This window comes from Pseudomonas sp. GW821-FHT01D09 (assembly GCF_059422465.1).
On sequence record NZ_JBWKWY010000001.1, the window covers coordinates 131,621 to 156,348 of the forward strand.

Genomic DNA, 24,728 nt, shown 5'->3' on the forward strand with positions numbered 1-24,728 from the left:
AATGCAATGTATGACGGGCATGCTGGATAAACGGTGTGCCCATCAGGTCGACGTCTTCCGATAAACAGCGTGAATCTCCTTTAAATAAAGGTCTTTCCCCGAATATCCGCTGGTGGAAATACGTCGCTTTTCTTCGCGGCCTTCAGCCAGGATGGGCTGGGCCGGGTCTGTTCTTATCCTTGTACTGCTATGCATATCCAGATCTTGCAGCAAGATTGACTACATGATTATTCATGCATTGACGCGACTGCCTCCCCGTATGAAGGTAGAAGCCATAGACAGTTTTGTTCACTTGATCAGAGAGATAAGCACCATGGCCGAGCGATCCTTTGTCCAGGAAGTGAAGAAGTTGCGTGCTGGCGCCGGCGAGGTGTTCAACGGCGAAGGCATCCTGGCCGTCACCAAGGCGTTGCTGGAGTCGGGTGTGGCGTATGTCGGGGGGTATCAGGGTTCGCCCATCTCGCATTTGATGGACGTGCTCTCGGATGCCCAGGACATTCTGGGTGAATATGGCATCCGCTTTGAAAACAGCGCCAGTGAGGCCACGGCGGCGGCGATGCTGGCGGCGTCGGTCAACTATCCATTGCGCGGTGCGATTACCTTCAAGGCCACGGTGGGGACCAATGTGGCCTCCGATGCCTTGGCCAACCTGGCATCCGGCGGGGTGACGGGAGGCGCGCTGGTCATCGTGGGCGAGGATTATGGCGAGGGCTCCTCGATCATGCAGGAGCGCAGCCATGCATTCGCGATGAAGTCGCAGATGTGGTTGCTTGACCCGCGTCCGAACCTGCCAAGCATTGTGCAGGCGGTCAAGGATGGCTTCGATCTGTCCGAGGCCAGCAACACCCCGGTGATGTTGCAGATGCGCATTCGCTCTTGCCATCTGCATGGTCAGTTTGTCGCCTCCGATAACCGCCCGCCGCCCTTTACGGTCAAGGATGCCCTGGAAAACCCGGTGCGCGACCTCGACCGCATCGTCTTGCCGCCCGCGAGCTTCCTGCACGAACGGGAGAAAATCCAGCAACGCTGGCCGGCGGCGATCCGGTTTATCCAAGAGCGCCAGCTCAACGAGTTCTTCTCTGAGGGCGCGGCGGATGTCGGCATCGCCCTGCAGGGGGGCAACTACAACACGCTTATCCGTGCGTTGCAGAAGTTGGGGCTGTCCGATGTCTACGGCACCTCGACAATTCCCTTGTACGTCATGAACGTGGCCTACCCGCTGGTTGACGAGGAGTTTGAACGCTTTTGCCAGGGCAAGCGCGCCATCTTGCTGCTGGAAGAAGGCCAGCCCAATTTTGTAGAGCAAAACGTTTCGACGATCCTGCGCCAGCTGGGGCTGGAAACGGCGTTGCATGGCAAGGACATGCTGCCGCTGGCCGGGGACTACAACACCGCCACGGTGCTTGCGGGCGTACGCGCTTTTCTGGAGCGCTATGGGGTCCTGCAGGCCCCTGAGCAATCGCTTGGCATCCCGATCGTGATGCTGCCGACCGACGAGTCGCCTGAAGGGCTGGCCACCAATGCCATGATGGCCAAGCAGTCCCTGGACCGGATCGTCCACCCGCGACCGCCAGGCCTGTGTACCGGATGCCCGGAGCGCCCGATTTTCACGGCGATCAAGCTGGTCGAGCGTGAGCTTGGCAAGCATCACATCAGTGCCGATATCGGCTGCCATCTGTTTTCGATCCTGCCGCCCTTCAACCTCGGCAGTACGACCATGGGGTACGGTTTGGGAGGCGCCAGTTCAGCGGCCTTCAACGTGGCCCCGGGAACGGCGCCGGCGAGCAAGCGCGCTATCTCGCTGATGGGCGACGGGGGGTTCTGGCACAACGGCCTGACCAGCGGTGTCGCCAATGCGGTGTTCAATCGCAGTGACAACCTGACGATCATTATCGACAACAACTACGCCTCGGCCACCGGCGGCCAGGATGTGTTGTCGTCGCGGGCGGCCAATGCCTCGCGCAGCACCGGTCATGAAATCGAGAGAGCGGTCAAGGGGGTGGGGGTCGAGTGGGTGCGCACGATCAAGCGCACCTATGACCTCAAAGCCATGGTCTCGACCCTGCGCGAAGCCTTGACTACCCAGGAGGCCGGGCCGAAGGTGCTGATCGCGCAGAGCGAATGCATGCTCAATCTGCAGCGTCGCGAGAAAAAGGTCGTGCGCAAAGCCTTGGCCGACGGTCAGCGGGTTGTGCGTGAGCGCTTTGGCATCGACCCGGATACCTGTACCGGCGATCACTCCTGCATCCGTCTTTCTGGATGCCCTTCCTTGTCGATCCGCGATAACCCGGACCCGTTGCGCCAAGACCCGGTGGCCATGGTGATGGAGAGCTGCGTGGGGTGTGGCAACTGTGGCGAGGTCGCCCATGCCGCGGTGCTCTGCCCATCGTTTTACCGGGCCCAGATTGTCAGTAACCCTTCGTGGTGGGACCGCTTCAGCCAGCGTGTGCGGATCGCGGTCATTGGCGTGTTGCAGGATGCCGATGCCCGCCGTCGCTCCCGGTATGCCCTATGAACCGCGTGGGTATAAGCGACGTCCCCGAGCTCGGCCCACCTTCCAGGGTCACGGCCAGAGTCCTGTTCGTGTGCTGGCTGGCCATCTTGTTTGAAGGCTACGACGTGGGCGTGATGGGGGCGATCCTGCCGGCACTGGCGCAGGACAAGGCCTGGAGCCTGACGCCGCTGGAACTGGGGATGCTCAGCAGCTACGCGATGATCGGCATGTTTTTCGGCGCGCTGCTGGTGGGGATGCTCAGTGAACTGCTTGGGCGCCGGCGCATGCTGTTGCTGTGCGTGCTGGTGTTCTCGCTGATGATGGCTGGCGCTGCCTGGGCGCCCACGCCGGCCTGGTTCGGCTTCTTCCGGTTTGTCGGGGGCTTGGGCCTGGGTGGTGTGATTCCGGTCGCCGCGGCCTTGACCGTCGAATATTCGCGAGCTGAGCGCCGCAGCTTCAATTACGGGTTGATGTATTCCGGTTATTCGCTGGGCATCCTGTGTGCCGCCGCCGCGGCGATCTGGTTGCTGCCCACCCAGGGGTGGCGCGGGGTGATTGCCGTCGGCGTGCTGCCGGTGCTGTTGCTGTGGCCGATGGCGCGCATGCTGCCGGAGTCGCTTGAGTACCTGGTCGGTCAAGGGCGCACACAGGAGGCGACAAGGCTCGCCACACAGTTGCAGATGGCTGTGCCCGAGCTGCCGGCGCAGCCGCTCAGCCAACAGCCGGCCTGGCAGCAGGTACTGGCCGAGGTCTTTGCCCGGCGGCACCTGCGGGCGACGGCCTGCTTCTGGGTGGCCTTGTTCTGCGGCCTGCTGCTGATCTACGGCCTCAACACCTGGCTGCCCACCATCATGCGCCAGAGTGGTTACGACCTGGGCTCCAGCCTGGGCCTGTTGATCATGTTCAGCCTGGCCTCGGCGTTGGGGGGCTTGTTTCTGGGGCGCGCGGCAGATCGCTTCGGCGTGCGGGCGGTGGTCGGGGTGTTCTACCTGGTGGGGGCGTTGGCCATCTTTGCCCTGGCTGCGCGCAATAGCATGGCCATCAATTATGTGCTGGTTGCCATTGCGGGCCTGGGGAGCATTGGCGCTTCGCTGATTTTGACGGGCCACCTGGCCGACTACTACCCGCCGCGGGTGCGGGCCGCCGCGACGGGCTGGGGCCTGAGCTTTGCACGGTTCGGGGCGATGAGCGGGCCCTTGCTGGGTGGCTACGTGGCCGGCAGCGGGATCGGCCAGGCCTGGAACTTCATTGCGTTTGCGCTGGTAGGCCTGGTGGCCGCCGTGGCGGTGTTCCTGCTGCCCGCACGCCCAGCGAGATTGCCATGATGGATCAAGCCTGCATGTTTTCCTGTGGGGCCAGCCTTGGGGGCCGACGCGCGCCTGCGCACCTCTCGCCCCGTGCTGGCAATTATCAACTTGTCATGGGAGCCGGTACGCACCTCGTGCCGGCTCTGGAGTCTGTCTATGCCCAGTGAACCTATCAAGATTGCCATTCTCGCCATGGGCGGCGAGGGCGGTGGCGTGCTCGCCGACTGGATTGTCAACCTGGGGGAGGAGAACGGCTATTTCGCCCAGACCACCTCTGTTCCCGGGGTTGCACAGCGCACTGGCGCGACGATTTATTACGTTGAGCTGTTCCCCGGTGCCGATGCTCCACAAGCCAGGGTGCCGGTGCTCTCGCAGGCGCCATTGCCGGGGGATGTGGATATCGTGCTGGCCTCGGAGCTGATGGAGGCTGGGCGTGCTGTGCAGCGTGGCTTCGTCACCCCTGAGCGGACCACCTTTGTGACCTCGACCCACCGGGTCTATTCGATTGCCGAGAAGTCGGCGATGGGCGACGGCCGGGTCGACAGCGCGGCGCTGCTGCTCCAGGCGAGCCGGGCGGCCAAGCGTTTTGTCAGCTTCAACATGGAGCAGGTCGCCGAGCGCACGGGCAGCGTTATCAGTGCCGTGTTGTTTGGCGCCCTCAGTGGCACGGGGGTACTGCCCTTCAACCGGACGCAGTTCCAGGCCACGATTGAGCGCGGGGGCGTTGGCGTCAAACCCAGCCTGCAGGCTTTCGAGGCGGGCTATACCCGGGCACGCGAGACCCAGGACGAAGCCCGTGAACCGCACAGTGCCGTCGTGGGCCCTGAGGCCGCACGGCCGCCGCATCCGCTGGTGGCCGGGCTGCTCGAACGGGCGCGAGGTTTTCCGGCCAGTGTGGTGGATATCGTTATTGAGGGCGTACGCCGACTTATCGATTACCAGGACCCGGACTACGCCCGCCTGTATCTGGACCGCCTCCAGACAGTGTCAGCGGCCCCCGGCGGCGGGGATGTCGAGTTGCTGCGGGAGACGGCCCGTTACCTGGCGCTCTGGATGTCCTACGAGGACACCATCCGGGTGGCAGACCTCAAGACCCGTGGCAGCCGCTTCGAGCGGGTGCGCAGCGAGGTGCGCTCCAAAGCCGACCAGGTCCTGACGATTGAAGAGTACATGCACCCGCGGATCGAAGAAATCTGCGAAACCTTGCCGGCGGGCCTGGGCCGCTGGCTGGCCAAGCCCCATCGAACCCATCGCCTGGTGGCCCGTTTCACCCAGCAGGGGCGAACGATCAAGACCAGCTCCCTGAGCGGTTTTCTCCTGCTCTACGGCCTGTCGCGCTGGCGTCGCTGGCGCCGTGTAACGCTGCGCTATACCCAGGAAAACGCGCGCATTGAAGTATGGCTGCAACGGGTACAGACGCTGGCCGCGATCGACCCGGCGCTGGCCCTGGAAGCCGCCCAGTGCCAGCGCCTGGTCAAGGGCTACAGCGACACCCACGCCCGTGGCCTGAAGAACTACGAAACGTTGATGGCCGTGGTGGACGAACACTCCCGTTTCCTGGCGCCGACGACGCTACGTGAACTGCGCGATGCGGCATTGGCCGACGAGCACGGCCACCAGCTGCGCGAATGCCTGCAACGTCATGCCTTACCTTTCCAAGGATAGTGTCCTATGAGTCCGAAAAAATTCGTCCGTGAGCACCGTATCCGCTTCGCTGAGTGCGACCCGGCGGGCATTGTGTTCTACCCGCAATATTTTGTGATGTTCAACAACTTGCTGGAGTCCTGGATCGACGAGCTTCTGCCCGATGTGGGCTTCGCCGGTTACATCGGCAAGCTGCGTTTCGGGTTGCCGACTGTCCACCTTGAAGCCGACTTCCAGGCCATCAGCCGCATGGGCGACGACGTCATACTGAGCCTGGAGGTGATCAGGCTTGGCGGCAAGTCGCTGACCCTGGCGCTGGGGTGTACCGACCTTGAGGGGCAGGTGCGCATGAAGGTCACGCAGGTCCTGGTGTCGACGTCCCTGGAGCGTCATCAGGCCATCGAGTTGCCGAGCCTGCTGCGGCTGGCGCTGACGGCTTCCTCCACCCCCAATAAAGACAATAACGAAAGGAGCGCAATGTGAACATTGCCTGCATCGGCGGTGGTCCCGCCGGCCTGTACTTTGGTTTGCTGATGAAGTTGCACAACCCCTCCAATGAGGTCGTCGTGGTCGAACGCAATCGACCTTACGATACCTTCGGTTGGGGGGTGGTCTTCTCCGATGCGACCCTGGACAACCTGCGCGAAGCCGACCCCGTGTCCGCGCAGACCATCGCCGATGAGTTCAGTCGCTGGGACGATATCGACATCCATTTCAAAGACCGCCTGATGCGCAGTGCCGGCCATGGCTTTATCGGGATTGGCCGCAAGAAACTGCTCAATATCTTGCAGGCGCGCTGCGAAGAGGTGGGAGTCAAACTGGTCTTTGAAACCCTGGTGACGGACGACCAGGCGATTGCGCGCCAGTACAACGCTGACTTGGTGATCGCGTCCGATGGCGTCAACAGCACGGTGCGTACACGCTACGCGCAGACCTACCAGCCCGATATCGACCAGCGCCATTGCCGCTTCGTTTGGCTCGGAACACGCAAAGTGTTTGAAGCCTTCACGTTTCTGTTTGTGCCCACAGAGCATGGCTGGTTCCAGGCCCACGCTTACCAGTTCGAGGACGGCCTTTCTACGTTTATCGTCGAGACGACCGATGCCACCTGGCAGGCGGCGGGGATCGACCAGATGTCCCAGGAGGAGGGGATCGCCTACTGCGAACAACTGTTCGCCCCCTGGCTTGACGGTGAACCGCTGCTCTCGAATGCCTCGCACCTGCGCGGTGCGGCCATCTGGATCCGCTTCCCGCGGGTGATCTGTGGCAAATGGGTGCATTGGACCCAGCCCCATGGCCCGCAAGGCGGCGAAGTGCCGGTGGTGCTGATGGGCGATGCGGCGCATACCGCGCATTTCTCGATTGGTTCGGGCACCAAGCTGGCACTGGAGGATGCTATCGAGTTGTGCAACACCCTCAAGGCCGGCGGGGCGCTGGGCGAACGCCTGGCGCATTACGAGCAGGTGCGTGGCATCGAGGTGTTGAAGATCCAGAATGCGGCGCGCAACTCCACGGAATGGTTCGAGAACGTGGCGCGTTATGCCCGTTTGGAGCCGGAGCAGTTTGCCTACTCTCTGTTGACCCGCTCGCAACGTATTTCCCACGAGAACCTGCGCTTGCGCGACCCCCAGTGGCTCGGCGATTACGAACGCTGGCAGGCTCAGCGGGCGGGTGTGCCGACGGTCACGGGGGAGCGGCCACGTCCGCCGTTTCTGACCCCTTACACGGTGCGCGGTGTGACCTTGAAGAATCGGGTCGTGGTCTCGCCCACCTTGCTGTACTCCAGCCAGGATGGCCTGCCAGGCAACTTCCACCTGGTCCATCTTGGTGGCCAGGCCCTGGGCGGCGCCGGGCTGGTATTGGCCGAGGCCACGGCGGTCTCGCCCCAGGCGCGTATCACCGCAGGTGATCCCGGTTTGTGGAACGCCGAGCAAGTGGTGGCCTGGAAAAAAATCACCGACTTCGTGCATGCCGAGAGTGGGGCGCATATCGGCGTGCAGCTCAATCACGCCGGGCGTCGCGGTTCTACGCAGTTGGGCTGGGAAAAGGCCGACCACCCACAGGCCGATGGTAACTGGCCGCTGATCAGTGCGAGCCCGTTGCCGTACCTGGCGGACATCTCGCAGGTGCCGCACGAAGCGAGCCGCGATGACCTGGCCCGGGCTTGCAAGCAGTTCGCCGATGCCGCGCGCCGTGCTGCCGAGGCCGGCTTTGACTGGCTTGAACTGCAGGCCGGGCATGGCTTCCTGCTCTCAAGTTTCATCTCGCCCCTGACCAATCAGCGCAGCGACGAGTACGGCGGTTCATTGGCCAATCGCCTGCGTTTCCCTCTCCAGGTCTTGGCGGCCATACGTCAAGCCTGGCCCGATCACTTGCCGATCTCGGTCCGCATCTCGGCCACGGATTGGGCCCCGGGCGGGACCCAGGTGGATGAGGCGGTAGAGATTGCCCGGCGTTTCAGTGAAGGCGGGGCGGACATGGTGGCGGCGTCTTCGGGAGAGGTGGTCGCGGACCAGCGGCCGGTGTATGGCCGTATGTACCAGACCCCGTTTGCCGACCGCATCCGCAACGAAGCCCATGTGCCCACCATCGCCGTAGGCGCGATCACCGAGGCCGACCAGGTTAACGGCATTATCGCCTCGGGGCGTGCGGACCTGTGTGCCTTGTCGCGTTCGCATCTGGCCGATTCGGCCTGGCTCCTGAGAGAGAGCGCCAGGCTAGGCTGGCAAGACGTCGAATGGCCGTTGCCCTATCAATGGGGCAAAGACCCGCTTGAGCGTAGCTTCACCCGAAGCAAGTCCTGAGGGCTCAGTGCCCACGGCATCCTGTAAAGAGGAGAAAGACCATGACTACCTCGTATGACCAATACCGCGAAGGCATTGTGGGGCGCGCCGACGTGGAAGACACCCCGGAACTGCTGGCCTATTACCGTGAGCTGGATCAGTTGAAGACCGGTGCACTGTGGACCGTGGCCAATAAAATCGAACCCTGGCAGCCCCAGTCCGAATCCGTGCCGGTGCTCTGGCGCTACCGCGACCTGCGTGAGCATGTACTGCGCTCGGTCACCCTGGTAACGCCAGAAAAGGCCGGACGCCGGGTGATCTACCTGAACAACCCGGGGCGGACCGAGGTGTCTGCCGCCGTGGGCTGGCTGTACTCCGGGCTGCAAGTGATGCACCCGGGCGAGCGGGCCTCCGCGCATGCGCATTCGTCTTCGGCGCTGCGTTTCATCATGGAGGGGCGTGGGGCCTACACCATTGTTGACGGCCACAAGCTGACACTGGGCGCCAACGATTTTGTCTTGACGCCCAACGGCACCTGGCACGAGCACGGTGTCGAGGAGGACGGCCTGCCGTGCATCTGGCAGGACGGCCTGGATATTCCCCTGGTCAATGCCCTGGAGGCCGGGTTCTATGCCGTGCACCCGGACTTGCAACAGGCGATCGGCCACCCGGTCGACGACCTGGTGAGCCTGTGGGGCGCGCCCGGCCTGCGCCCGGAGAACATCGGCTGGAACAAGCCCTATTCGCCCTTGTTCAAGTACCAGTGGGAACCGACCTACGAGGCCCTGCTGCGTTATTCGGCAGCCCGCGACGACAACCCCTTCGATGGTGCATTGATGCACTACACCAGCCCCGTCAATGGCGGCCATGTCCTGGCCACTATCGGCGCGAGCATGCAGTTGCTGCGCCCGGGGTTCGTGGGCAAGGCCCATCGCCATACCGGCAGTTTTATCTACCAGGTGGCCAAGGGGAAAGGCTACTCGATCATCAATGGCCTGCGCTTTGACTGGCAGGAGCGTGACATTTTTTGCGTGCCGTCCTGGGCCTGGCATGAGCATGTCAATGCCTCCCAGAGTGACGACGCCTGCCTGTTCTGTTTCAGCGACCTGCCGGTGATGGAAAAACTGGGCCTGTACCGAGAGGAGGCGCTGGCTGACAACGGCGGCCACCAACCGGTCCTGCCATCTGCCTAACCCGGGCCTGGAACACCACCCTGCTGTATTTATCTGGAGAATTTCGACCATGCGACTCGTAACCTATCGCGCCCACGTGAGTGCCGCCGCCCGACTGGGGGCCATCGTGGACGATCTGGTGATTGATCTGCACCACCTGGGCCAGCACTCGGGCCAGGCCTTGCCGGACAATATCCTCGACTTTATCGACCTGGGGCCCCATGCCGTGGCCTCGACGACGGCGCTGCTCAAGGCTTGCGCCGGCCAGTGGCCGCTGGACGTGGCTTTGCCGTTGGCCAATGTCAAGCTGCTGGCGCCTATCCCGCGGCCGCGCAAGAACATCTTCGGCATCGGCCTGAACTATGTCGAGCACGTGGCGGAGTCGAGCCGCTCGCTGGACACCTCAAAGGACTTGCCCACGCAGCCGGTGATTTTCTCCAAGCCTCCGACCACGGTGATCGGCCCGGGCGATGCCATCGAACACAACGCAGCCATTACCCGGCAGATGGATTGGGAGGTGGAGCTGGCGGTGATCATGGGGCGCCGCGCCAAAGGTGTGAACGAGGCCGAGGCGCTGGGCCATGTGTTTGGCTACACCGTGCTCAACGATATCAGTGCCCGTGACAACCGGCGCGCCGGTCAATGGATCTACTCCAAGGGGCAGGACACCTATGCGCCACTGGGCCCGGTGATTGTCACCGCCGATGAGATCACCGACCCGCATAACCTGAACCTGAGCCTCAAGGTCAATGGCGTGGAGAAACAAAACTCCAATACCCGCCATCTGTTGTTCAACATCCCCACGCTGATTGCCGATATCAGTGCCGGTATCACCCTGGAGCCGGGAGACATTATTGCCACCGGCACCCCCTCGGGCGTAGGCGCCGGACGTACGCCACAAGAGTGGTTGTGGCCAGGCGATGTGGTTGAGGCGTGGGTCGAGAAGATCGGCACGCTGCGCAACCCTGTGGTTGCCGTCGGCGACGAGCCGCGTAAAGGCCAGCCTCAGTAAACAATGGGCCAGCCCTGTGCGGCTGGCCTGATTCCTTCGTGTACAACCGGATGAACTGTCATGCTTGAACTCCCCCGATTCAAGGCTGCGGCGGTACAGACAGCCCCTGTTTTCCTGGACACCGACGCCACCGTCGACAAAGTGATCCGTCTGATTGAGGAAGCCTCCGACAACGGTGCGCGACTGGTGGCTTTTCCCGAGGTGTTTGTGGCGGGCTACCCCTACTGGAACTGGATGGGCAGCCCGATTGAAGGCAGCCCATGGTTCGAGAAACTGGTGCGCTCGGCGATCGAGATTCCCGGCCCCGAGATTGCCAAGATTGCCCAGGCTGCGGCACGCCATCACATCAATGTCGTTGTGGGTGTCAACGAGCGGAGTAGCCACGGCGTGGGCACGCTCTACAACACGCTGGTGACTATTTCCGATGAGGGGCGGATCCTTGGCCGGCACCGCAAGCTGGTGCCGACCTGGGCCGAAAAACTGACCTGGGCGCCTGGCGATGCTTCGGCACTGCGCGTCCATGCCACGACGGTGGGGCCCCTCGGTGCGTTGGCGTGTGGTGAGAACACCAACACCCTGGCCCGGTTTGCCTTGATCGCCGATGGGGAGTTGGTGCATGTGGCCAGCTACATCTCTTTGCCCGTGGCCCCGTCCGACTACGATATGGCCGAGGCCATCAAGGTCCGCGCGGCTGCGCACTGCTTCGAGGGCAAGCTGTTCACGGTCGTTTCGTGCTCGACGGTCAGTGAAGAGATTATCCAGGCGCTCGAGCCCGATTACCCGCAGGCGCGAGCCTTGCTCTCACGGCGCAACAGTGCTTTTTCCGGGATCCTCGGGCCGGATGGGCGGGTGATCGGCCAGCCGTTGATTGACGAGGAGGGCATTGTCTACGCCAATATCGACCTGTCGCGCTGCATCCAGCCTCGGCAAATGCACGACATCGCCGGTCATTACAACCGCTTTGACATCTTTGACCTGCGGATCAATCGCCGCCCGCAACAGTCGGCGCGTTTCGAGGATATTGGCCCCGTCGAGGAGCCGTCAGTCGAGCCCAGCCAGGAGTTTGTGCCATGAGTCGCCTACGGCCAGTGATTGCCTGCCCGCTGCTGTCCGGGAGGCCTTGAGGCATGTCGCGGGGTACGGGTAATTCCCCCCCGCCGCCGTCAAAGAGGCTAGAATCGTCGCCGGTTCAGGAAGAGGACGAGGCGGCGATTGGAATGGCTAGAACAAAGGCGTTTGTTGATAATTATTTGCCCGCATTGCTCGGCCAGGCCTGGTACCTGGTCTCCACCCAGTTTCATGCCATCGTCGAGCAGCATGGGCTCTCGGTGCTGGAGTGGCGCGTGTTGTCGACGTTGGCCAGTGATGGGGCCATGACCATTAGCGCCCTTGCCCAGACCACGGTAAGCAAGCAGCCGACCGTCACCCGGCTGCTGACCCGGCTTGAGTCGCAGCGGTATGTCGAACGTTCCACCAGCCTTGACGATCGCCGCTATACCCTGGTGCGTGTCACGCCTACGGGGCGACGCCTGGTCAGCGGCCTGGTGGCCTTGGCCGAGAAACACGAGCGTGAAATTCTGGCCCCCTTCGAGGCGAAGAAGATCGAGGCCCTCAAGGAAGTCTTGCGTGAACTGATCGACCGGCACAGCCCGAGGAATTGAGTGCCGGGGCATCGTCGGCGCCGGCTGGCGATGGCACCCTATATTTCAACAAAGCTTATTAGTCCTTTAAGTTTTTATATATTTTTCAAGTGCTGATTGTGAATTAACCTTGCCCAAGCAACGTTAATTGATTTCAGGTTTGTGGATATATAAGCGCTGAGAGGCTGCAATGATTAAATGTGATACTGAATCGCGCACCTGTTCAGTTGATGGCGAGGCAAGTGCCCCTGGTTTGACGCTAGGCAAAAAGCAAACCGAATATGTCGTGCACTATATCGGTGATCCGATGTGTTCCTGGTGCTGGGGGATTTCCCCGGTCATTGAAGGTCTGGCTGCGTATTGTTCAGCACAAGGCATCGCTTTTGTTTTGACGGTCGGTGGCCTGCGTGCCGGCGGTGGCGACCCATGGACAGAACCCTTCAAGGCATTCTTGAGAAACGAGTGGGCGCATATCCAGCAAGTGACCGGTCAACCGTTCGGCGGGGACTTATTGTCCAGAGACACGTTTAACTACGACACGGAGCCGGCCTGCCGCGCGGTGGTCACTGCCGCCATGATGATTGAACTGCAGGAACTTGAAACGTTCACCGTGTTGGATTTCTTCAAGGCGGTTCAATACAAGTTTTATGTTGAAGGCCAGGACCCGACGCAGGTGGAGTTTTATCGCAGTATCTGTGACCTGGGTTTGAACTTTTCCGAGTTCGTATTGCTGTTCGAGTCGCCCATGATGAAAAGACGGGTGGAGCAGGAGTTCAAGAGTTGCCGCAGTTGGGGGATCAATGCGTTCCCCAGCATCCTGGTTGAACGCAAAGGCGAGCGGACATTGCTGGCCGTTGGCGAAGTGTCTGAGGCCCAGTTGATTGCCCGGCTGGAAGAGGTCATGGGGCGTGCCAGGTAAGTGTGTTTGACGCTTGGCAAGCCATTTAAAACCGTTGTATCTGATGGTGGAGTTTATATGCCAGTTGAAAAAACGTTATATGTCGCGCATGCCCAGGCCAGTGGCGGTAGAGAAGGGCGAGCCTTTACCGAAGATCGGGTGCTCGATGTAAAGCTGACAATGCCCAAGACCCTGGGCGGTAACGGAGCGGCGGGCAGTAACCCGGAGCAGTTATTCGCGGCGGGTTATTCGGCCTGCTTCCTGGGCGCACTGGGTTTTGTGGCTGCCAATGACAAGGTGAAGTTGCCGGCCGATACCCTTATCGACGGCTATGTTGGCATTGGCCCTATTCCCACCGGGTTTGGCATTGAAGTCGAACTGAAGATCTCGCTGCCCGGGATGCCGCGCGATGTGGCCGAACGCCTGGTGGAGAAGGCGCATATCGTGTGCCCTTATTCCAATGCGACACAGGGCAATATCAAGGTGACCTTGACGCTGGTCTGATATCGCCCGGTGGGTCGGTAAGAACGTGGCGGTTGGTATCCAGAGAGGGGCGAGGGCGAATGAGAGATTCGGCCTCGCCCCTTTGTCGTTGTCAGTGACCTCGGGCAGGTCAATCGATTGTTCTGGATTCGCAAACACTGTAGTCGCCGAGAAGAGAATTGTTGGGGTAATCGCGGGCTTGTAGCCTGACGTACAACCGAGCGCGGTGAATGCAACGTCAGTTTCTTTTTCTAAACCGTCCACTTGCGTAAAGCATCTGCCCCGGCATGTTGGTTATACCTGCACGCTGCGCTTTTGAGCGCCCGGACGTTGCTGATACGCAGCCGTTTTGGAGTACGACATGACAGATAACAATGATAAAAAACTGTTTGGCCGAGACTTCTCGCGCCGTGATTTCCTGGGGGCCGCCGGCGTTGTGACCGGTGGTGCGGCGTTGTCGAGCCTGCCATTGAGCTTCGCCGTGGGCGGCGAACGGGTGATCAAAATCGGCTATGTCAGCCCGCAGACCGGCCCCTTGGCACCCTTTGCGGCGGCCGATCAGTACATCATCGAATCGCTCAAGCGCTTGTTGAAGAATACGCTCGACGTTTCCGGCAAGGCCTATCGCCTGGAGGTGCTGGTCAAGGACAGCCAGTCCAACCCCAACCGAGCGGCAGAGGTGGCGAGTGAGCTGATTCTGTCTGACCAGGTGGACCTGATGCTGGTGTCGTCAACGCCGGAAACCACCAACCCAGTTTGCGATCAATGTGAAATCAACGAAATCCCCTGTATTTCCACGGTCGCGCCGTGGCAGCCCTGGTTCTTTACCCGTGGCGGTCAGCGCGATCAAGGGTTCGAGTGGACCTACCACTTCTTCTGGGGGTTGGAAGATGTCATCGGCACGTACACCGCAATGTGGGAGGGCATACCGACCAACAAGTCCGTGGGGGGCCTGTTCCCCAACGACGGTGACGGCAATGCGTGGGGTGATGCCCAGTCAGGCTTCCCGCCGGTGTTGGCGCAGAAGGGCTTGCGGCTGATCGATCCCGGGCGCTTTCAAAGCCTGACTGATGACTTTTCGGCACAGATCGCCGCGTTCAAGCGCGCTGAGGTGGAAATCGTCACGGGGGTGGTCATTCCCCCAGACCTGAACACCTTCTGGACCCAGGCCCGCCAGCAAGGTTTCAAGCCCAAAGTGGTATCGGTCGGCAAGGCCTTGTTGTTTCCCACGGCGGTCGAGGCGCTGGGCAAGGCCGGTAACAACCTGTCGACCGAAATCTGGTGGAGCCCGACGCATCCGTTCAGTTCCTCGCTGACCGGCGCCAACGCCGCACAGTTGGCCCAGGACTATACCCGGGCAACGGGCAAGCAGTGGACGCAACCGCTGGGTTTTGTGCATGCCCTGTTTGAACTGGCAGTGGACATCCTCAAGCGTACCGAGGAACTCGGTAACCCTCACGCCGTGCGGGATGCCTTGCTCAAGACCCGGCTCAATACGGTGGTCGGGCCGATCAACTGGCGCGACGGGCCGGTGAAGAACGTCGCCAAGACCCCCCTGGTCAGCGGCCAGTGGCGCTTGGGCAAAGACCAGCAATACGACCTGATCGTGACCAGCAACGCCACCGCACCGGGCATCCCCCTGGGTGGCGAGATGCAGGCCATTACGTATTGATCGCTCCAACAAAAGCGGGTGCACCATGCAACAGCCACTTCTACACATGAACGATGTGCATAAAAGCTATGGGGCGGTGAAGGTGACGCAGGCAATGAGCCTAGCCCTGCAACCGGGTGAGGCCCTGGGCATCATAGGGCCCAACGGTGCCGGTAAAAGCACGCTGTTCAACCTGATTGCCGGAGGCGTCGCGGCCGACAGCGGCACGATCCATTTCGAGGGCCGCAACGTTACCCGCGAGCCCGTATTCAAACGTTGCCACCAAGGCATTGGCCGCTCCCATCAGATCCCGCATCCGTTCGTAAAAATGACCGTGTTCGAGAACCTGCTGGTCGGCGCCACCTTTGGCGGGCGCTTGAGCCATCAGGACGCCAACCAATGGTGCGTCCAGATCCTGGAGCTGACAGGCCTGATTCCCAAGGCCAACGTACTGGCGGGCTCATTGACCCTGCTTGAGCGCAAACGCCTGGAAATGGCGCGTGCCTTGTCGACCCAACCGCGCCTGTTGCTCCTCGATGAAATCGCTGGCGGGCTGACCGAACCGGAATGCCTGGCGTTGGTGGAAACCATCCAGGGCATCCATAAGGCGGGCGTCGCCATCATCTGGATCGAACACATCGTGCATGCGTTGCTGGCGGTGGTCAGCCGTCTGACGGTGATCAACTTCGGGGCCAAGCTGGCGGAAGGGGAGCCGCGCAGCGTGATGGCCGACCCCCAGGTCCAGAGCATCTATCTGGGTATCGGGAGCTGAACCATGCCGATCTCTTCAACGGTGTTGTGCGTTGAACAACTGAGTGCCGGTTACGGCGACTTTCAGGCGCTGTTCGATATCAACCTGACCCTTGCGCAGGGCGAAACCGTGGCGATCATCGGCTCGAACGGCGCGGGCAAGTCGACGTTCCTGCGCTCGTTGGCCGGCCTGATCAAAAATCAGCCCGGCGCCATTAAGTTCATGGGCCAGGCCATTGGCGATATGGCGGCCAATCAAGTGCTTGAGCGAGGCATTGCGTTGGTGCCGGAAGGCAGAAAGCTGTTCCCGTCGTTGAGTGTCGAGGAAAACCTCTTGATCGGCGCCTACAGCCGGCGGCCCGGGCCGTGGACACTGGCGCGGATCTATCAGTTGTTCCCGGTGTTGGAGCAACTGCGCAAGCGCCCTGGCACTGCCCTGTCCGGCGGCCAGCAGCAAATGGTGGCGATTGGCCGGGGCTTGATGGCTAACCCGTCCCTGCTGTTGTGCGACGAGATCAGCCTGGGCCTGGCGCCGACCACGATCAAGGATATCTATGCGGCACTGCCCTCGATCAAGGCCGACGGCACCACGGTGATGCTGGTCGAGCAGGATATCAATCAGGCCTTGAGTGTCTGCGACCGCTTCTATTGCTTCCAGGAAGGGCGTGTGTCCCTGAGCGGTCGCCCGGCAGAGGTGGATCCGGCACATATCAAAACCGCGTACTTCGGGATCTAGTTATGGAATGGCTCAATGCATTGCTGCAGGGCGTGTTGCTGGGTGGCCTCTACGCGATGTTCGCGGTGGGGCTGTCGTTGATGTTCGGCATCATGCGCCTGGTCAATATCGCCCATGGCGACTTTATCGTACTGGCCTCTTACCTGGCGCTGGTGGTGGTCAATCACCTGGGGTTCAGCCCCCTGGCCAGTTTGCTGGTGGTGGTGCCGCTGATGTTCTGTTTCGGCTATCTGCTGCAACGGTTGTTGCTCAACCGCACACTCGGCCAGGACATTCTGCCGCCACTGCTGGTGACCTTTGGTCTGTCGATCATCGTACAGAACGCGCTGCTGGAGTTTTTCAGTGCCGACAGCCAGAAGTTGTCCCAGGGCGAGCTTGAGGTCGCCAGTGTCAGCCTGGGCAGTTTGAACGTGGGGCTGATGCCGCTCATCGTGTTTGGCAGTGCGTTGTTGATCATCGCCAGCCTGCAATTGCTGTTCTACAGAACCGCGCTCGGCCGGGCATTTCGTGCCACTTCCGATGACCCGCAAACGGCGCGCCTGATGGGGGTCGACAACAGGCATATCTTCGGCCTGGCCATGGCGCTGGCCATGGCCGTGGTGTCGATTGCCGGGGTGTTCCTGGCGATTCGCACCAGTTTCGACCCCACGGTAGGGCCGGCGCGGCTGTTGTACGGTTTTGAAGCGGTGATCATTGGCGGGTTGGGCAGCCTCTGGGGCACCCTGGCCGGCGGGGTGATTCTCGGTGTGGCCCAGACCCTGGGGGCCAAAATCGATCCCGGCTGGCAAATACTCGCCGGTCACCTGGTGTTTCTGCTGATCCTGGTCGTGCGCCCGCGTGGCCTGTTCCCTCGGAGTGTCGACTGATGAATGCCCTGAATAATCCTGCGCCCGGCTATCGAGTACACAGAAGCACCACCAGCAGCCTGATCGGCTTGTCCCTGCTGGGTATCTGTGTCGTGGTGTTGATCAGTGCGCCGTTCTGGGCCGACCGTTCCAGCCTGCGGCTGGTCATCGAGTTCGCCTATTACCTGGCCCTGGCGCAAATGTGGAATCTGCTGGCCGGCTACGCAGGCCTGGTCTCGGTGGGGCAGCAGGCGTTCGTCGGGCTGGGCGGCTATCTGTTGTTTATGTTGTCCATGCACGTGGGGGTGCCGCCATTGTTCGCGGTTTTGCTCTCCGGTGTGTTGGTGGCCTTGCTGGCGATTCCCACGGCGCTGATCGTGTTTCGCTTGCGCGGTGCCTATTTCGCGATTGGGACCTGGGTCGTGGCGGAAGTCTTTCGCCTGGGGTTGGCGCAGATCAGTCATTTCGGTGGCGGTTCCGGGCAAAGCCTGCCCGCCGCCATCGTGCGCCAGATCGGCAGTGACCGGGACGAGCGCGAAATGCTGGTCTACTTCACGGCACTGGCCATTGCGATTGCAGCGGTGGCGGTGGTGTTTTTGTTGCTGCGTTCGCGACAGGGCCTGGCCCTGGCTTCGATTCGCGATTCCGAGCCGGCGTCCGGCAGCCTGGGGGTCAACACCTTCCGGGTCAAGTTGATGGTGTATGTACTGGCCGCCGGGTGCACGGGGGTGATCGGGGCGCTGATCTTCCTGCAAAAGCTGCGCATTTCACCGGATGCCGCGTTCAGCCTGCAGGACTGGACCGCGGTGGTGATCTTTATCGTCATCATTGGCGGCATTGGCACCTTGGAGGGGCCTTTGATCGGTACGCTGATTTACTTCCTGTTGCGTGGTTGTCTGGCCCAGTTCGGGGCCTTGTACATGATTATCCTGGGCGTGGTGGCGGTGGTGATGATGCTCAAGGCGCCGCAAGGTGTCTGGGGCCTGATCAGCGAACGCCTGGGCTGGCAGGTTTTCCCCATGCAGCGGCGCTTGTCGGTCCCGGGGCAAACGTAGCGTGTGCCAAGGTGGTGGAGTGGAAAGGGGTTAGCAGGCTAACCTCGCCGTTCCTATAAGAACAAAAGCCGCCAGAGAACCTACCCCATGGACCGTTTACTCAGTGTCGAAGCCTTTGTGCGTGTGGCCGAAACCGGCAACTTCGCCAAGGCAGCCCTGCAACTGGGCGTGACCCGCTCGGTGATCACCCATCGTATTCAACAACTGGAACAGTTCATCAATGCCCCGCTGTTCCATCGCAGTACACGGCATGTGCGGCTCTCCGAGGTGGGCGAGACCTACTACAAGGAATGCGCGGATATGGTCGCCAGCTTCAACTCGCTGACCGAGCACATGCGCGAGTTGCGCGCCAAGCCCACCGGCAAATTGCGCGTGCAGATGCTGCCTGGCTTTGCCATCGGTCATTTCGGCAGGATGTTGGCCGAGTTCACCGGGTTGTACCCGGACATCGAGGTTGACGTCATCGTCAACGACCGGGTGGTGGACCCGATCGAAGAGGGCTTCGATGTGGCCTTCCAGATGTTCCCGCCCATGGCCGAGACCCTGATCGAGCGCAAGCTGTTCAGCGTGCGCCGCTTGTTTTGTATGTCGCCCGATTATGTCGCCGAGTTCGGCGCGCCCAGGCACCCGCAAGAACTGCTGCAACACAAGATCGCCTTGTACGAGGGCTATCCGTCACGTAACCGCTGGATCTTCACCGCCGACAATGAGCAGGTGGAACTGAGCCTGCCGGGCCAGGTGCGCTCCAATTCGGTGCATTTGCTGCGCGACTACGCGGCAACCGGGGTGTGTATTGTTTGCTTGCCGACACTGGTGGCAAGCGATGATTTGCTCAGTGGCCGGCTGATCCCGGTCCTGCCTGAATACGCGTTGTCATCCTTCAACTTTTCCGCCGTGTATCCGGCGACCCAGCGCCGGGCTTTGAAGGTGCGCACGCTGATCGATTTTCTGGTGGAAAACTTCGGTGACGAGCCTTGCTGGGACAAGCCTTTGCTGGCGCGCGGCTGGGTGCGTTAGTGCGGTGCCTGGCCTGCCAGTGTTTGCGTTTGGCGAACACTGTTGTCGCCGGTGCAGTCATTGTTGCCAAGGGATGTGCGACGTATCGTTGACCCACTGTGACAACAACAAGACGGTGAACACCATGGGTAGCACTGCAATCGAAACGATCTTCGGCTCGCTGGACAAATACCACAAAGGCTCGGTTGAAATCATCAAGGGCCAGGCCAGTCACTATGCCTTTTCAAATATTTTTGAAGTGGCGCAAAAGTCCGCGCCTTACGAAAAAGTCGTGGTCGGCCTCAACCTCGGCTACGTCATTGAAACCCTGCGTGCCGAAGGCCAGTCGCCTTGGTTCACCGCCGCGCACGACGAATTCGCCATTGTCATGGATGGCGAGGTCCGCGTGGATTTTCTCAAGCTCGATGCGCCGTTGAACGCCGGCGAGGGCACGCAATTGGCCGGCGAGCTGCCGGCGGGCAAACCGATGGGGTATGTGCTGCTCAAGCGGGGTCACCAGTGTGTGCTGCCCGCTGGCACGGCATACCGCTTCGACAGCCGCCACCCGGGGGTGATCTTGCAGCAAACCATCAAGGGCGTGTTGTCGGTCGAGAAGTGGGCAGACATCTGCCTGCAGTGACCTGCCTTGTTGCCTTGTGACAAGCGCCATCAGCCCAATAAGAGGAATGCCGTCATGGCCATGCTTGAAAAAACTGTCGACCTGCCATCCTTTGCCGACCACGACGTCCAGGCCAGCGCGCCCCATGCGGTCACCGGCTATTGCACCTTTACGCTTGGCGCCTTCGAGCTGTCACGCGATGAATACTTTGCCCGGATTACCTGGCCCGCCAAGGGGCAGACCCGCTCGCACCTGATGCCCATCGACGCCTTTTTGCGCGCCATGATGCGAGACGTGGCCTGGGGCTTTTTCTACGGCTGGGTCAACTTCGACCACGTTATCGGGACCCGCAATTATTACGGCAAAGTCGATCTGTACGCCGGTACATTCAATGGCACGCTCAAGGCGGCGGGCGTCAATTACACCGAGAATTTTGAAACGCCGTTGATCATGGCGACCTTCAAAGCCATTTTGTACGACTGGACCAATGCCACCTTCGATCCGTTCGCGGCACCGGAAGAAACCGGAACCGCATTCGGGCGCAAGAACGGTCACAACATCGAGGCCATCGAGCGTTTTCGCATTGCCACCAAGCGCATGCCCGGGCTGGCGGATGATTCGCCACTGCGTAACGACCTGCCGGTCAACCGTCAATTCAGCGATGTGGACCAGGACGAACCACAAGTGCATGCCGCCGCGGGTTTCGAGGGGCAACTGCATGCCTTCAGCCTGTTCAAGTACCTGTCGCGTTCCGATGTGACCTGGAACCCCTCGGTGACCTCGGTGTGCAAGGCCAGCCTGTTTTGCCCAACGACGGAGGAGTTCATCCTGCCGGTGTTCCATGGCAATGACCGGGTCGAGTGGTTCCTGCAACTGTCCGACGAAATCATCTGGGACGTGGGCGACAAGGAGGACGGCAGCCCGCGAGCCCGCATCACCATGCGCGCCGGCGATATCTGCGCCATGCCGGCAGACATCCGTCACCAGGGGTATTCGACCAAGCGCTCAATGCTGCTGGTGTGGGAAAACGCGACCCCCGATCTGCCGCAACGCTATGAAAGCGGCGAGCTCAAACCCTACCCGATCGAGTTCTAGGGCTTCGCGCCTGGCCCGGCACCTGCCGGGCCATATTCTCCAGAATCACGTCGTCAGACGCTGTGCCGGTGGCACGGTGCGAGGAAAGTATTATGCAAAATAAGCTCTATATCGATGGCCGATTCGTGGATGCACTCGCCGGTGGCACCATTGACGTGGTGTCGCCCCATGACGGTTCGTTGATCACCCGTGTCGCCGCCGCCGAAGCAGCTGACATCGATCTTGCCGTCGCTGCCGCCCAGCGTGCGTTTGCGCCCTGGGCGGCACTGGGCGCCGCCGAGCGCGGGCGCTTGTTGCTCAAGCTGGCGGACAGGATCGAAGCATGCGCTGAAGAACTGGCGCAGCTTGAGTCGCTGAACACCGGCCACCCGATTCGTGATTCCCGGGGCCTCGATGTGCCGCGTACGGCGGCCTGTTTCCGCTACTTCGGGGGGATGGCCGACAAGATCGAAGGCGCCGTGATTCCAGTGGAGGCCGGGTTCCTCAATTACGTACAGCGCAAGCCGATCGGTGTGGTCGGGCAGATCGTGCCGTGGAACTTTCCGCTGATGTTCACCAGTTGGAAAATGGGGCCGGCCCTGGCGGCCGGCAACACCATCGTTATCAAACCCTCTGAAATCACGCCGCTATCGACCTTGCGCATTGTCGAGCTGATGACCGAGGTGGGGTTCCCCAAGGGCGTGGTCAACGTTGTGCCGGGTTATGGCCATACCGCCGGCCAGGCCCTGGCGGAGCACCCGGGTGTGGGCAAGATTGCCTTTACCGGGTCGACATCGACCGGTCGCCGGATCGTGGAGGCGTCAACCGGCAACCTCAAGCGCATTCAGCTGGAACTGGGCGGCAAGGGCGCCAACATTGTGTTTGAAGATGCCAATCTGGACGCGGCGGTCAACGGCGCCGCCTGGGCGATCTTTCATAACCAGGGCCAGGCCTGCATTGCCGGTTCGCGCCTGATTCTGCACAAGAATATTGCCGAGCGCTTTCTTGAGCGTTTTATCGCGCTGGCCGAATCCATTCGCCTGGGCGACCCGATGGAGCCGGCGACCGAAATGGGGCCATTGACCTCGGCCCTGCACCGTGACCGCGTGCTGGCTTATGTCGATATTGCGCTGGCGCAGGGCGGCAAAATCCTCACCGGTGGCAAGGCGCCTGATGATCCGGCATTGGCCAACGGCTTCTATGTGCAGCCGACGGTTATCGAGGCGTCGCCTGAGGACCGCGTGTGCCAGGAGGAGGTGTTCGGCCCCTTCGTCACGGTCATGCGTTTCAGCACCGATGAAGAGGCGCTGGCCATCGCCAATAGCACCGAGTACGGGCTGGGGAGCGGCCTGTGGACGCAGGACCTGACCCGGGCCCACAAAATGGCCAATGCCATCCACGCCGGTATGTGCTGGATCAACTGCTACAAGCGCGTCAGCCCCGGCAGCCCCTTTGGTGGCGTCGGCCAGTCGGGCTACGGCCGGGAAATGGGCTTTGAGGCGATCCATGATTACACCGAGGCGCGATCGGTCTGGGTCAATGTCGACGCCAAAATCCCTCCTCACTTCAAACGCTGAGGTTTGCCATGCATTCTTTTGTGTACCAAAGCCTGCCGACCCGTGTGGTGTTCGGCTGGGGCAAGCTCTCGGCGCTGGCCGAAGAGATCGAGCGTCTGGGGGCCAAGCGCGCGCTGATTCTCACCACGCCGGAACAACAGGGGCTTGGCGAGCGGGTAGCGGCGCTGCTGGGGGAGCGTGCGGCCGGTATCTATCCCAAGGCGGTGATGCATGTGCCACTGGAGGTGGCGCAAGCGGCGCGCCTGGAGGCGGCCCGTCTTGGGGCCGATTGCTGCGTAGCCATTGGCGGCGGCTCGACCATTGGCCTGGGCAAGGCGATTGCGATGGAGTCGGGCTTGCCGATCGTCGCCGTGCCGACGACCTATGCGGGTTCGGAAATGACCCCGATTTACGGGCTGACCGAAAATCGCTTGAAGAAAACCGGGCGCGATCCCAGGGTTTTACCCAAGACCGTCATCTACGACCCGCAACTGACACTGAGCCTGCCAACGCAGATTAGCGCGTGCTCCGGCATGAACGCCATGGCCCATGCGGTGGAAGCGTTGTATGCCGAAGACGCTAACCCGATCATCGGCTTTATGGCCGAGGAGTCCATTCGCTCCCTGGCGCAGGCCTTGCCGGGCGTGGTCAAGGACCCCAATGACCCACACGCCCGCAGCCAGGCGTTGTATGGGGCGTGGTTGGCCGGTATTTGCCTGGGGTCGGTGGGGATGGCCCTGCACCATAAGCTTTGCCATACCCTGGGCGGGACGTTCAACCTGCCCCATGCCCAGGCTCACGCGATCGTCCTGCCCCATGCCGCGCATTACAACCGGCAGGCGGCTGCTGGACCTTTACAACGGGCTGCCCGTGCCTTGGGGGGCAATGAGGCCGCAGAGGTGGGGGAACTGTTGTACGCCTTGAACCAACAACTGGGGGTTCCCCTGGCCCTGGCTGAAATCGGCCTGCCTGAGCACGGACCGGCCGAAGCGGCGCAAATCGCCTGTGCCAGCCCGTACTACAATCCGCGACCGTTCGAGCGCCAACCCATCGAGGCGCTGTTGACGCGGGCCAGGAACGGACTGGCGCCAGCCGATTGATCACAGGTGGCGTCTTCTCAGTCATTTCGGAGTAACCACAATGAGCGATCACAACACCGACCTTGAGGCGCAGATTTCCCAGCAGGTGCTGAACAGTTTCGACAATACCCCCGATGCGCGCTTCAAGCAGATCATGCACAGCCTTGTTCGCCATCTGCATGGGTTTGTCCGCGAGGTTGAACTGACCGAGCGCGAATGGCTGGACGGGATCCGCTTCCTGACGGACACCGGGCACATGTGCGATGGCCAGGTGCGCCAGGAATTTATTCTGTTGTCCGATACCCTCGGTGTGTCGATGCTGGTCGATGCGATCAACCACCGACACAGCATCGATGCCACGCAAACCACGGTGTTCGGGCCGTTCTATATCGAAGGCATGCCTGAGCGGGCCTACGGCGAAAACATGGCGTTCACCCCGGGCCAGAGGGCACTGGTGCGCGGGCGTGTGGTGGACGCCCATGGCAACCCCCTGGCCGGTGCCGTGCTGGACGTTTGGCAGACGGCTGAAAATGGCATGTATTCGGGCCAGGATCCAGAGCAGCCTTTGGGCAACCTGCGAGGGCGTTACCGCACCGATGCCGATGGCTATTTTGCGATCTGCACGATAGTCCCGGTGTGTTATCCGATCCCCACCGACGGCCCCGTCGGCCGCATGCTCAAGGCTGCCAACCGCCACCCATGGCGCCCCGCGCACCTGCATTTCCTGATTGAGCAACCGGGCTATCGCACACTGGTGACCCACTTGTTCAATCGGGATGATCCGTACCTGGAGTCTGACGCGGTGTTTGGTGTCAAACAGTCCTTGCAGGTGATCTATGAAGATCGCGTGACCCATGACGATGTGTCCTCCCGACTGGGGATCGCCTTGCCGTTCAAGCGTGCGAGTTATGAATTTGTCATGGAGGCCGAGTAA

At 61.5% G+C, this 24,728-nt stretch carries 22 protein-coding genes; all 22 read left to right on the forward strand.

Features of this window, described 5'->3' with window-relative positions:
• Positions 1-313 precede the first annotated feature (313 nt).
• The 22 genes from AC07W7_RS00650 to AC07W7_RS00755 all read left to right on the forward strand — a co-directional run bounded on the left by AC07W7_RS00650 (position 314) and on the right by AC07W7_RS00755 (position 24,728).
• Positions 314-2,515 (forward strand): thiamine pyrophosphate-dependent enzyme, encoded by a 2,202-nt coding sequence (locus AC07W7_RS00650; RefSeq protein WP_495038403.1) that lies wholly within the window; start codon positions 314-316, stop codon positions 2,513-2,515.
• Positions 2,512-3,819, forward strand: a complete 1,308-nt coding sequence (locus AC07W7_RS00655; protein WP_495038404.1) for an MFS transporter — start codon at positions 2,512-2,514, stop codon at positions 3,817-3,819. The genes AC07W7_RS00650 and AC07W7_RS00655 overlap by 4 nt, the downstream gene beginning before the upstream one ends.
• Before the next feature lie 138 nt (positions 3,820-3,957).
• Positions 3,958-5,466, forward strand: coding sequence for an indolepyruvate oxidoreductase subunit beta family protein (locus AC07W7_RS00660; RefSeq protein WP_495038405.1), 1,509 nt, complete (start codon positions 3,958-3,960; stop codon positions 5,464-5,466).
• A 6-nt stretch (positions 5,467-5,472) separates the two neighbouring features.
• Entirely contained in the window at positions 5,473-5,928 is a 456-nt protein-coding gene (locus AC07W7_RS00665) for an acyl-CoA thioesterase (protein ID WP_076964655.1), read from the forward strand.
• Entirely contained in the window at positions 5,925-8,249 is a 2,325-nt protein-coding gene (locus AC07W7_RS00670; RefSeq protein ID WP_495038406.1) for a bifunctional salicylyl-CoA 5-hydroxylase/oxidoreductase, read from the forward strand. Before AC07W7_RS00665 ends, AC07W7_RS00670 begins: the two co-directional genes overlap by 4 nt.
• A gap of 41 nt (positions 8,250-8,290) precedes the next feature.
• Positions 8,291-9,421 (forward strand): cupin domain-containing protein, encoded by a 1,131-nt coding sequence (locus AC07W7_RS00675; protein WP_076964657.1) that lies wholly within the window; start codon positions 8,291-8,293, stop codon positions 9,419-9,421.
• 49 nt (positions 9,422-9,470) lie between these two features.
• Positions 9,471-10,412 (forward strand): fumarylacetoacetate hydrolase family protein, encoded by a 942-nt coding sequence (locus tag AC07W7_RS00680; RefSeq protein WP_495038407.1) that lies wholly within the window; start codon positions 9,471-9,473, stop codon positions 10,410-10,412.
• 60 nt (positions 10,413-10,472) lie between these two features.
• On the forward strand, positions 10,473-11,486 hold the full coding sequence (locus tag AC07W7_RS00685) for a carbon-nitrogen hydrolase family protein (protein WP_495038408.1): 1,014 nt from the start codon (positions 10,473-10,475) through the stop codon (positions 11,484-11,486).
• 143 nt (positions 11,487-11,629) lie between these two features.
• A complete protein-coding gene (locus tag AC07W7_RS00690; RefSeq protein WP_076965218.1) occupies positions 11,630-12,073 on the forward strand; it encodes a MarR family winged helix-turn-helix transcriptional regulator in 444 nt (147 codons plus the stop codon).
• Between the two features lie 169 nt (positions 12,074-12,242).
• Complete coding sequence (locus AC07W7_RS00695) at positions 12,243-12,971, forward strand: DsbA family protein (protein ID WP_141562814.1); 729 nt, start codon at positions 12,243-12,245, stop codon at positions 12,969-12,971.
• A gap of 57 nt (positions 12,972-13,028) precedes the next feature.
• Positions 13,029-13,454 carry an organic hydroperoxide resistance protein gene (locus AC07W7_RS00700; protein WP_076965220.1) on the forward strand — a complete coding sequence of 142 codons (426 nt, stop codon included), beginning with the start codon at positions 13,029-13,031 and terminating at the stop codon, positions 13,452-13,454.
• Between the two features lie 340 nt (positions 13,455-13,794).
• Positions 13,795-15,105, forward strand: coding sequence for an ABC transporter substrate-binding protein (locus AC07W7_RS00705; protein ID WP_495038409.1), 1,311 nt, complete (start codon positions 13,795-13,797; stop codon positions 15,103-15,105).
• A gap of 94 nt (positions 15,106-15,199) precedes the next feature.
• The gene (locus AC07W7_RS00710) at positions 15,200-15,856 is read left to right on the forward strand and encodes an ABC transporter ATP-binding protein (RefSeq protein WP_244902332.1); all 657 of its coding nucleotides are present in this window, start codon (positions 15,200-15,202) and stop codon (positions 15,854-15,856) included.
• Between the two features lie 21 nt (positions 15,857-15,877).
• On the forward strand, positions 15,878-16,570 hold the full coding sequence (locus AC07W7_RS00715) for an ABC transporter ATP-binding protein (protein WP_495038609.1): 693 nt from the start codon (positions 15,878-15,880) through the stop codon (positions 16,568-16,570).
• Positions 16,571-16,572: 2 nt separating this feature from the next.
• Entirely contained in the window at positions 16,573-17,436 is an 864-nt protein-coding gene (locus AC07W7_RS00720; RefSeq protein WP_076965224.1) for a branched-chain amino acid ABC transporter permease, read from the forward strand.
• Positions 17,436-18,470 carry a branched-chain amino acid ABC transporter permease gene (locus tag AC07W7_RS00725; RefSeq protein ID WP_495038410.1) on the forward strand — a complete coding sequence of 345 codons (1,035 nt, stop codon included), beginning with the start codon at positions 17,436-17,438 and terminating at the stop codon, positions 18,468-18,470. Before AC07W7_RS00720 ends, AC07W7_RS00725 begins: the two co-directional genes overlap by 1 nt.
• A gap of 87 nt (positions 18,471-18,557) precedes the next feature.
• Entirely contained in the window at positions 18,558-19,487 is a 930-nt protein-coding gene (locus AC07W7_RS00730; RefSeq protein ID WP_076965226.1) for a LysR family transcriptional regulator, read from the forward strand.
• Positions 19,488-19,611: 124 nt separating this feature from the next.
• The gene (locus tag AC07W7_RS00735) at positions 19,612-20,106 is read left to right on the forward strand and encodes a cupin domain-containing protein (protein ID WP_495038411.1); all 495 of its coding nucleotides are present in this window, start codon (positions 19,612-19,614) and stop codon (positions 20,104-20,106) included.
• Positions 20,107-20,160: 54 nt separating this feature from the next.
• The gene (locus tag AC07W7_RS00740) at positions 20,161-21,180 is read left to right on the forward strand and encodes a hydroxyquinol 1,2-dioxygenase (protein ID WP_076965227.1); all 1,020 of its coding nucleotides are present in this window, start codon (positions 20,161-20,163) and stop codon (positions 21,178-21,180) included.
• A gap of 92 nt (positions 21,181-21,272) precedes the next feature.
• Positions 21,273-22,736 (forward strand): aldehyde dehydrogenase family protein, encoded by a 1,464-nt coding sequence (locus AC07W7_RS00745; protein ID WP_495038412.1) that lies wholly within the window; start codon positions 21,273-21,275, stop codon positions 22,734-22,736.
• A gap of 8 nt (positions 22,737-22,744) precedes the next feature.
• Positions 22,745-23,815: a maleylacetate reductase gene (locus AC07W7_RS00750; protein WP_076965229.1), complete on the forward strand. Its 1,071-nt coding sequence runs from the start codon at positions 22,745-22,747 to the stop codon at positions 23,813-23,815.
• Positions 23,816-23,855: 40 nt separating this feature from the next.
• Positions 23,856-24,728 carry an intradiol ring-cleavage dioxygenase gene (locus AC07W7_RS00755; protein WP_076965230.1) on the forward strand — a complete coding sequence of 291 codons (873 nt, stop codon included), beginning with the start codon at positions 23,856-23,858 and terminating at the stop codon, positions 24,726-24,728.

Bases quoted from the DNA above. Each gene is read 5' to 3' on its own strand.
- AC07W7_RS00650 (WP_495038403.1), top strand. From the start codon at position 314: ATGGCCGAGCGATCCTTTGTCCAGGAAGTGAAGAAGTTGCGTGCTGGC.
- AC07W7_RS00655 (WP_495038404.1), top strand. From the start codon at position 2,512: ATGAACCGCGTGGGTATAAGCGACGTCCCCGAGCTCGGCCCACCTTCC.
- AC07W7_RS00660 (WP_495038405.1), top strand. From the start codon at position 3,958: ATGCCCAGTGAACCTATCAAGATTGCCATTCTCGCCATGGGCGGCGAG.
- AC07W7_RS00665 (WP_076964655.1), top strand. From the start codon at position 5,473: ATGAGTCCGAAAAAATTCGTCCGTGAGCACCGTATCCGCTTCGCTGAG.
- AC07W7_RS00675 (WP_076964657.1), top strand. From the start codon at position 8,291: ATGACTACCTCGTATGACCAATACCGCGAAGGCATTGTGGGGCGCGCC.
- AC07W7_RS00680 (WP_495038407.1), top strand. From the start codon at position 9,471: ATGCGACTCGTAACCTATCGCGCCCACGTGAGTGCCGCCGCCCGACTG.
- AC07W7_RS00685 (WP_495038408.1), top strand. From the start codon at position 10,473: ATGCTTGAACTCCCCCGATTCAAGGCTGCGGCGGTACAGACAGCCCCT.
- AC07W7_RS00690 (WP_076965218.1), top strand. From the start codon at position 11,630: ATGGCTAGAACAAAGGCGTTTGTTGATAATTATTTGCCCGCATTGCTC.
- AC07W7_RS00695 (WP_141562814.1), top strand. From the start codon at position 12,243: ATGATTAAATGTGATACTGAATCGCGCACCTGTTCAGTTGATGGCGAG.
- AC07W7_RS00700 (WP_076965220.1), top strand. From the start codon at position 13,029: ATGCCAGTTGAAAAAACGTTATATGTCGCGCATGCCCAGGCCAGTGGC.
- AC07W7_RS00705 (WP_495038409.1), top strand. From the start codon at position 13,795: ATGACAGATAACAATGATAAAAAACTGTTTGGCCGAGACTTCTCGCGC.
- AC07W7_RS00710 (WP_244902332.1), top strand. From the start codon at position 15,200: ATGAGCCTAGCCCTGCAACCGGGTGAGGCCCTGGGCATCATAGGGCCC.
- AC07W7_RS00720 (WP_076965224.1), top strand. From the start codon at position 16,573: ATGGAATGGCTCAATGCATTGCTGCAGGGCGTGTTGCTGGGTGGCCTC.
- AC07W7_RS00725 (WP_495038410.1), top strand. From the start codon at position 17,436: ATGAATGCCCTGAATAATCCTGCGCCCGGCTATCGAGTACACAGAAGC.
- AC07W7_RS00730 (WP_076965226.1), top strand. From the start codon at position 18,558: ATGGACCGTTTACTCAGTGTCGAAGCCTTTGTGCGTGTGGCCGAAACC.
- AC07W7_RS00735 (WP_495038411.1), top strand. From the start codon at position 19,612: ATGGGTAGCACTGCAATCGAAACGATCTTCGGCTCGCTGGACAAATAC.
- AC07W7_RS00740 (WP_076965227.1), top strand. From the start codon at position 20,161: ATGGCCATGCTTGAAAAAACTGTCGACCTGCCATCCTTTGCCGACCAC.
- AC07W7_RS00745 (WP_495038412.1), top strand. From the start codon at position 21,273: ATGCAAAATAAGCTCTATATCGATGGCCGATTCGTGGATGCACTCGCC.
- AC07W7_RS00750 (WP_076965229.1), top strand. From the start codon at position 22,745: ATGCATTCTTTTGTGTACCAAAGCCTGCCGACCCGTGTGGTGTTCGGC.
- AC07W7_RS00755 (WP_076965230.1), top strand. From the start codon at position 23,856: ATGAGCGATCACAACACCGACCTTGAGGCGCAGATTTCCCAGCAGGTG.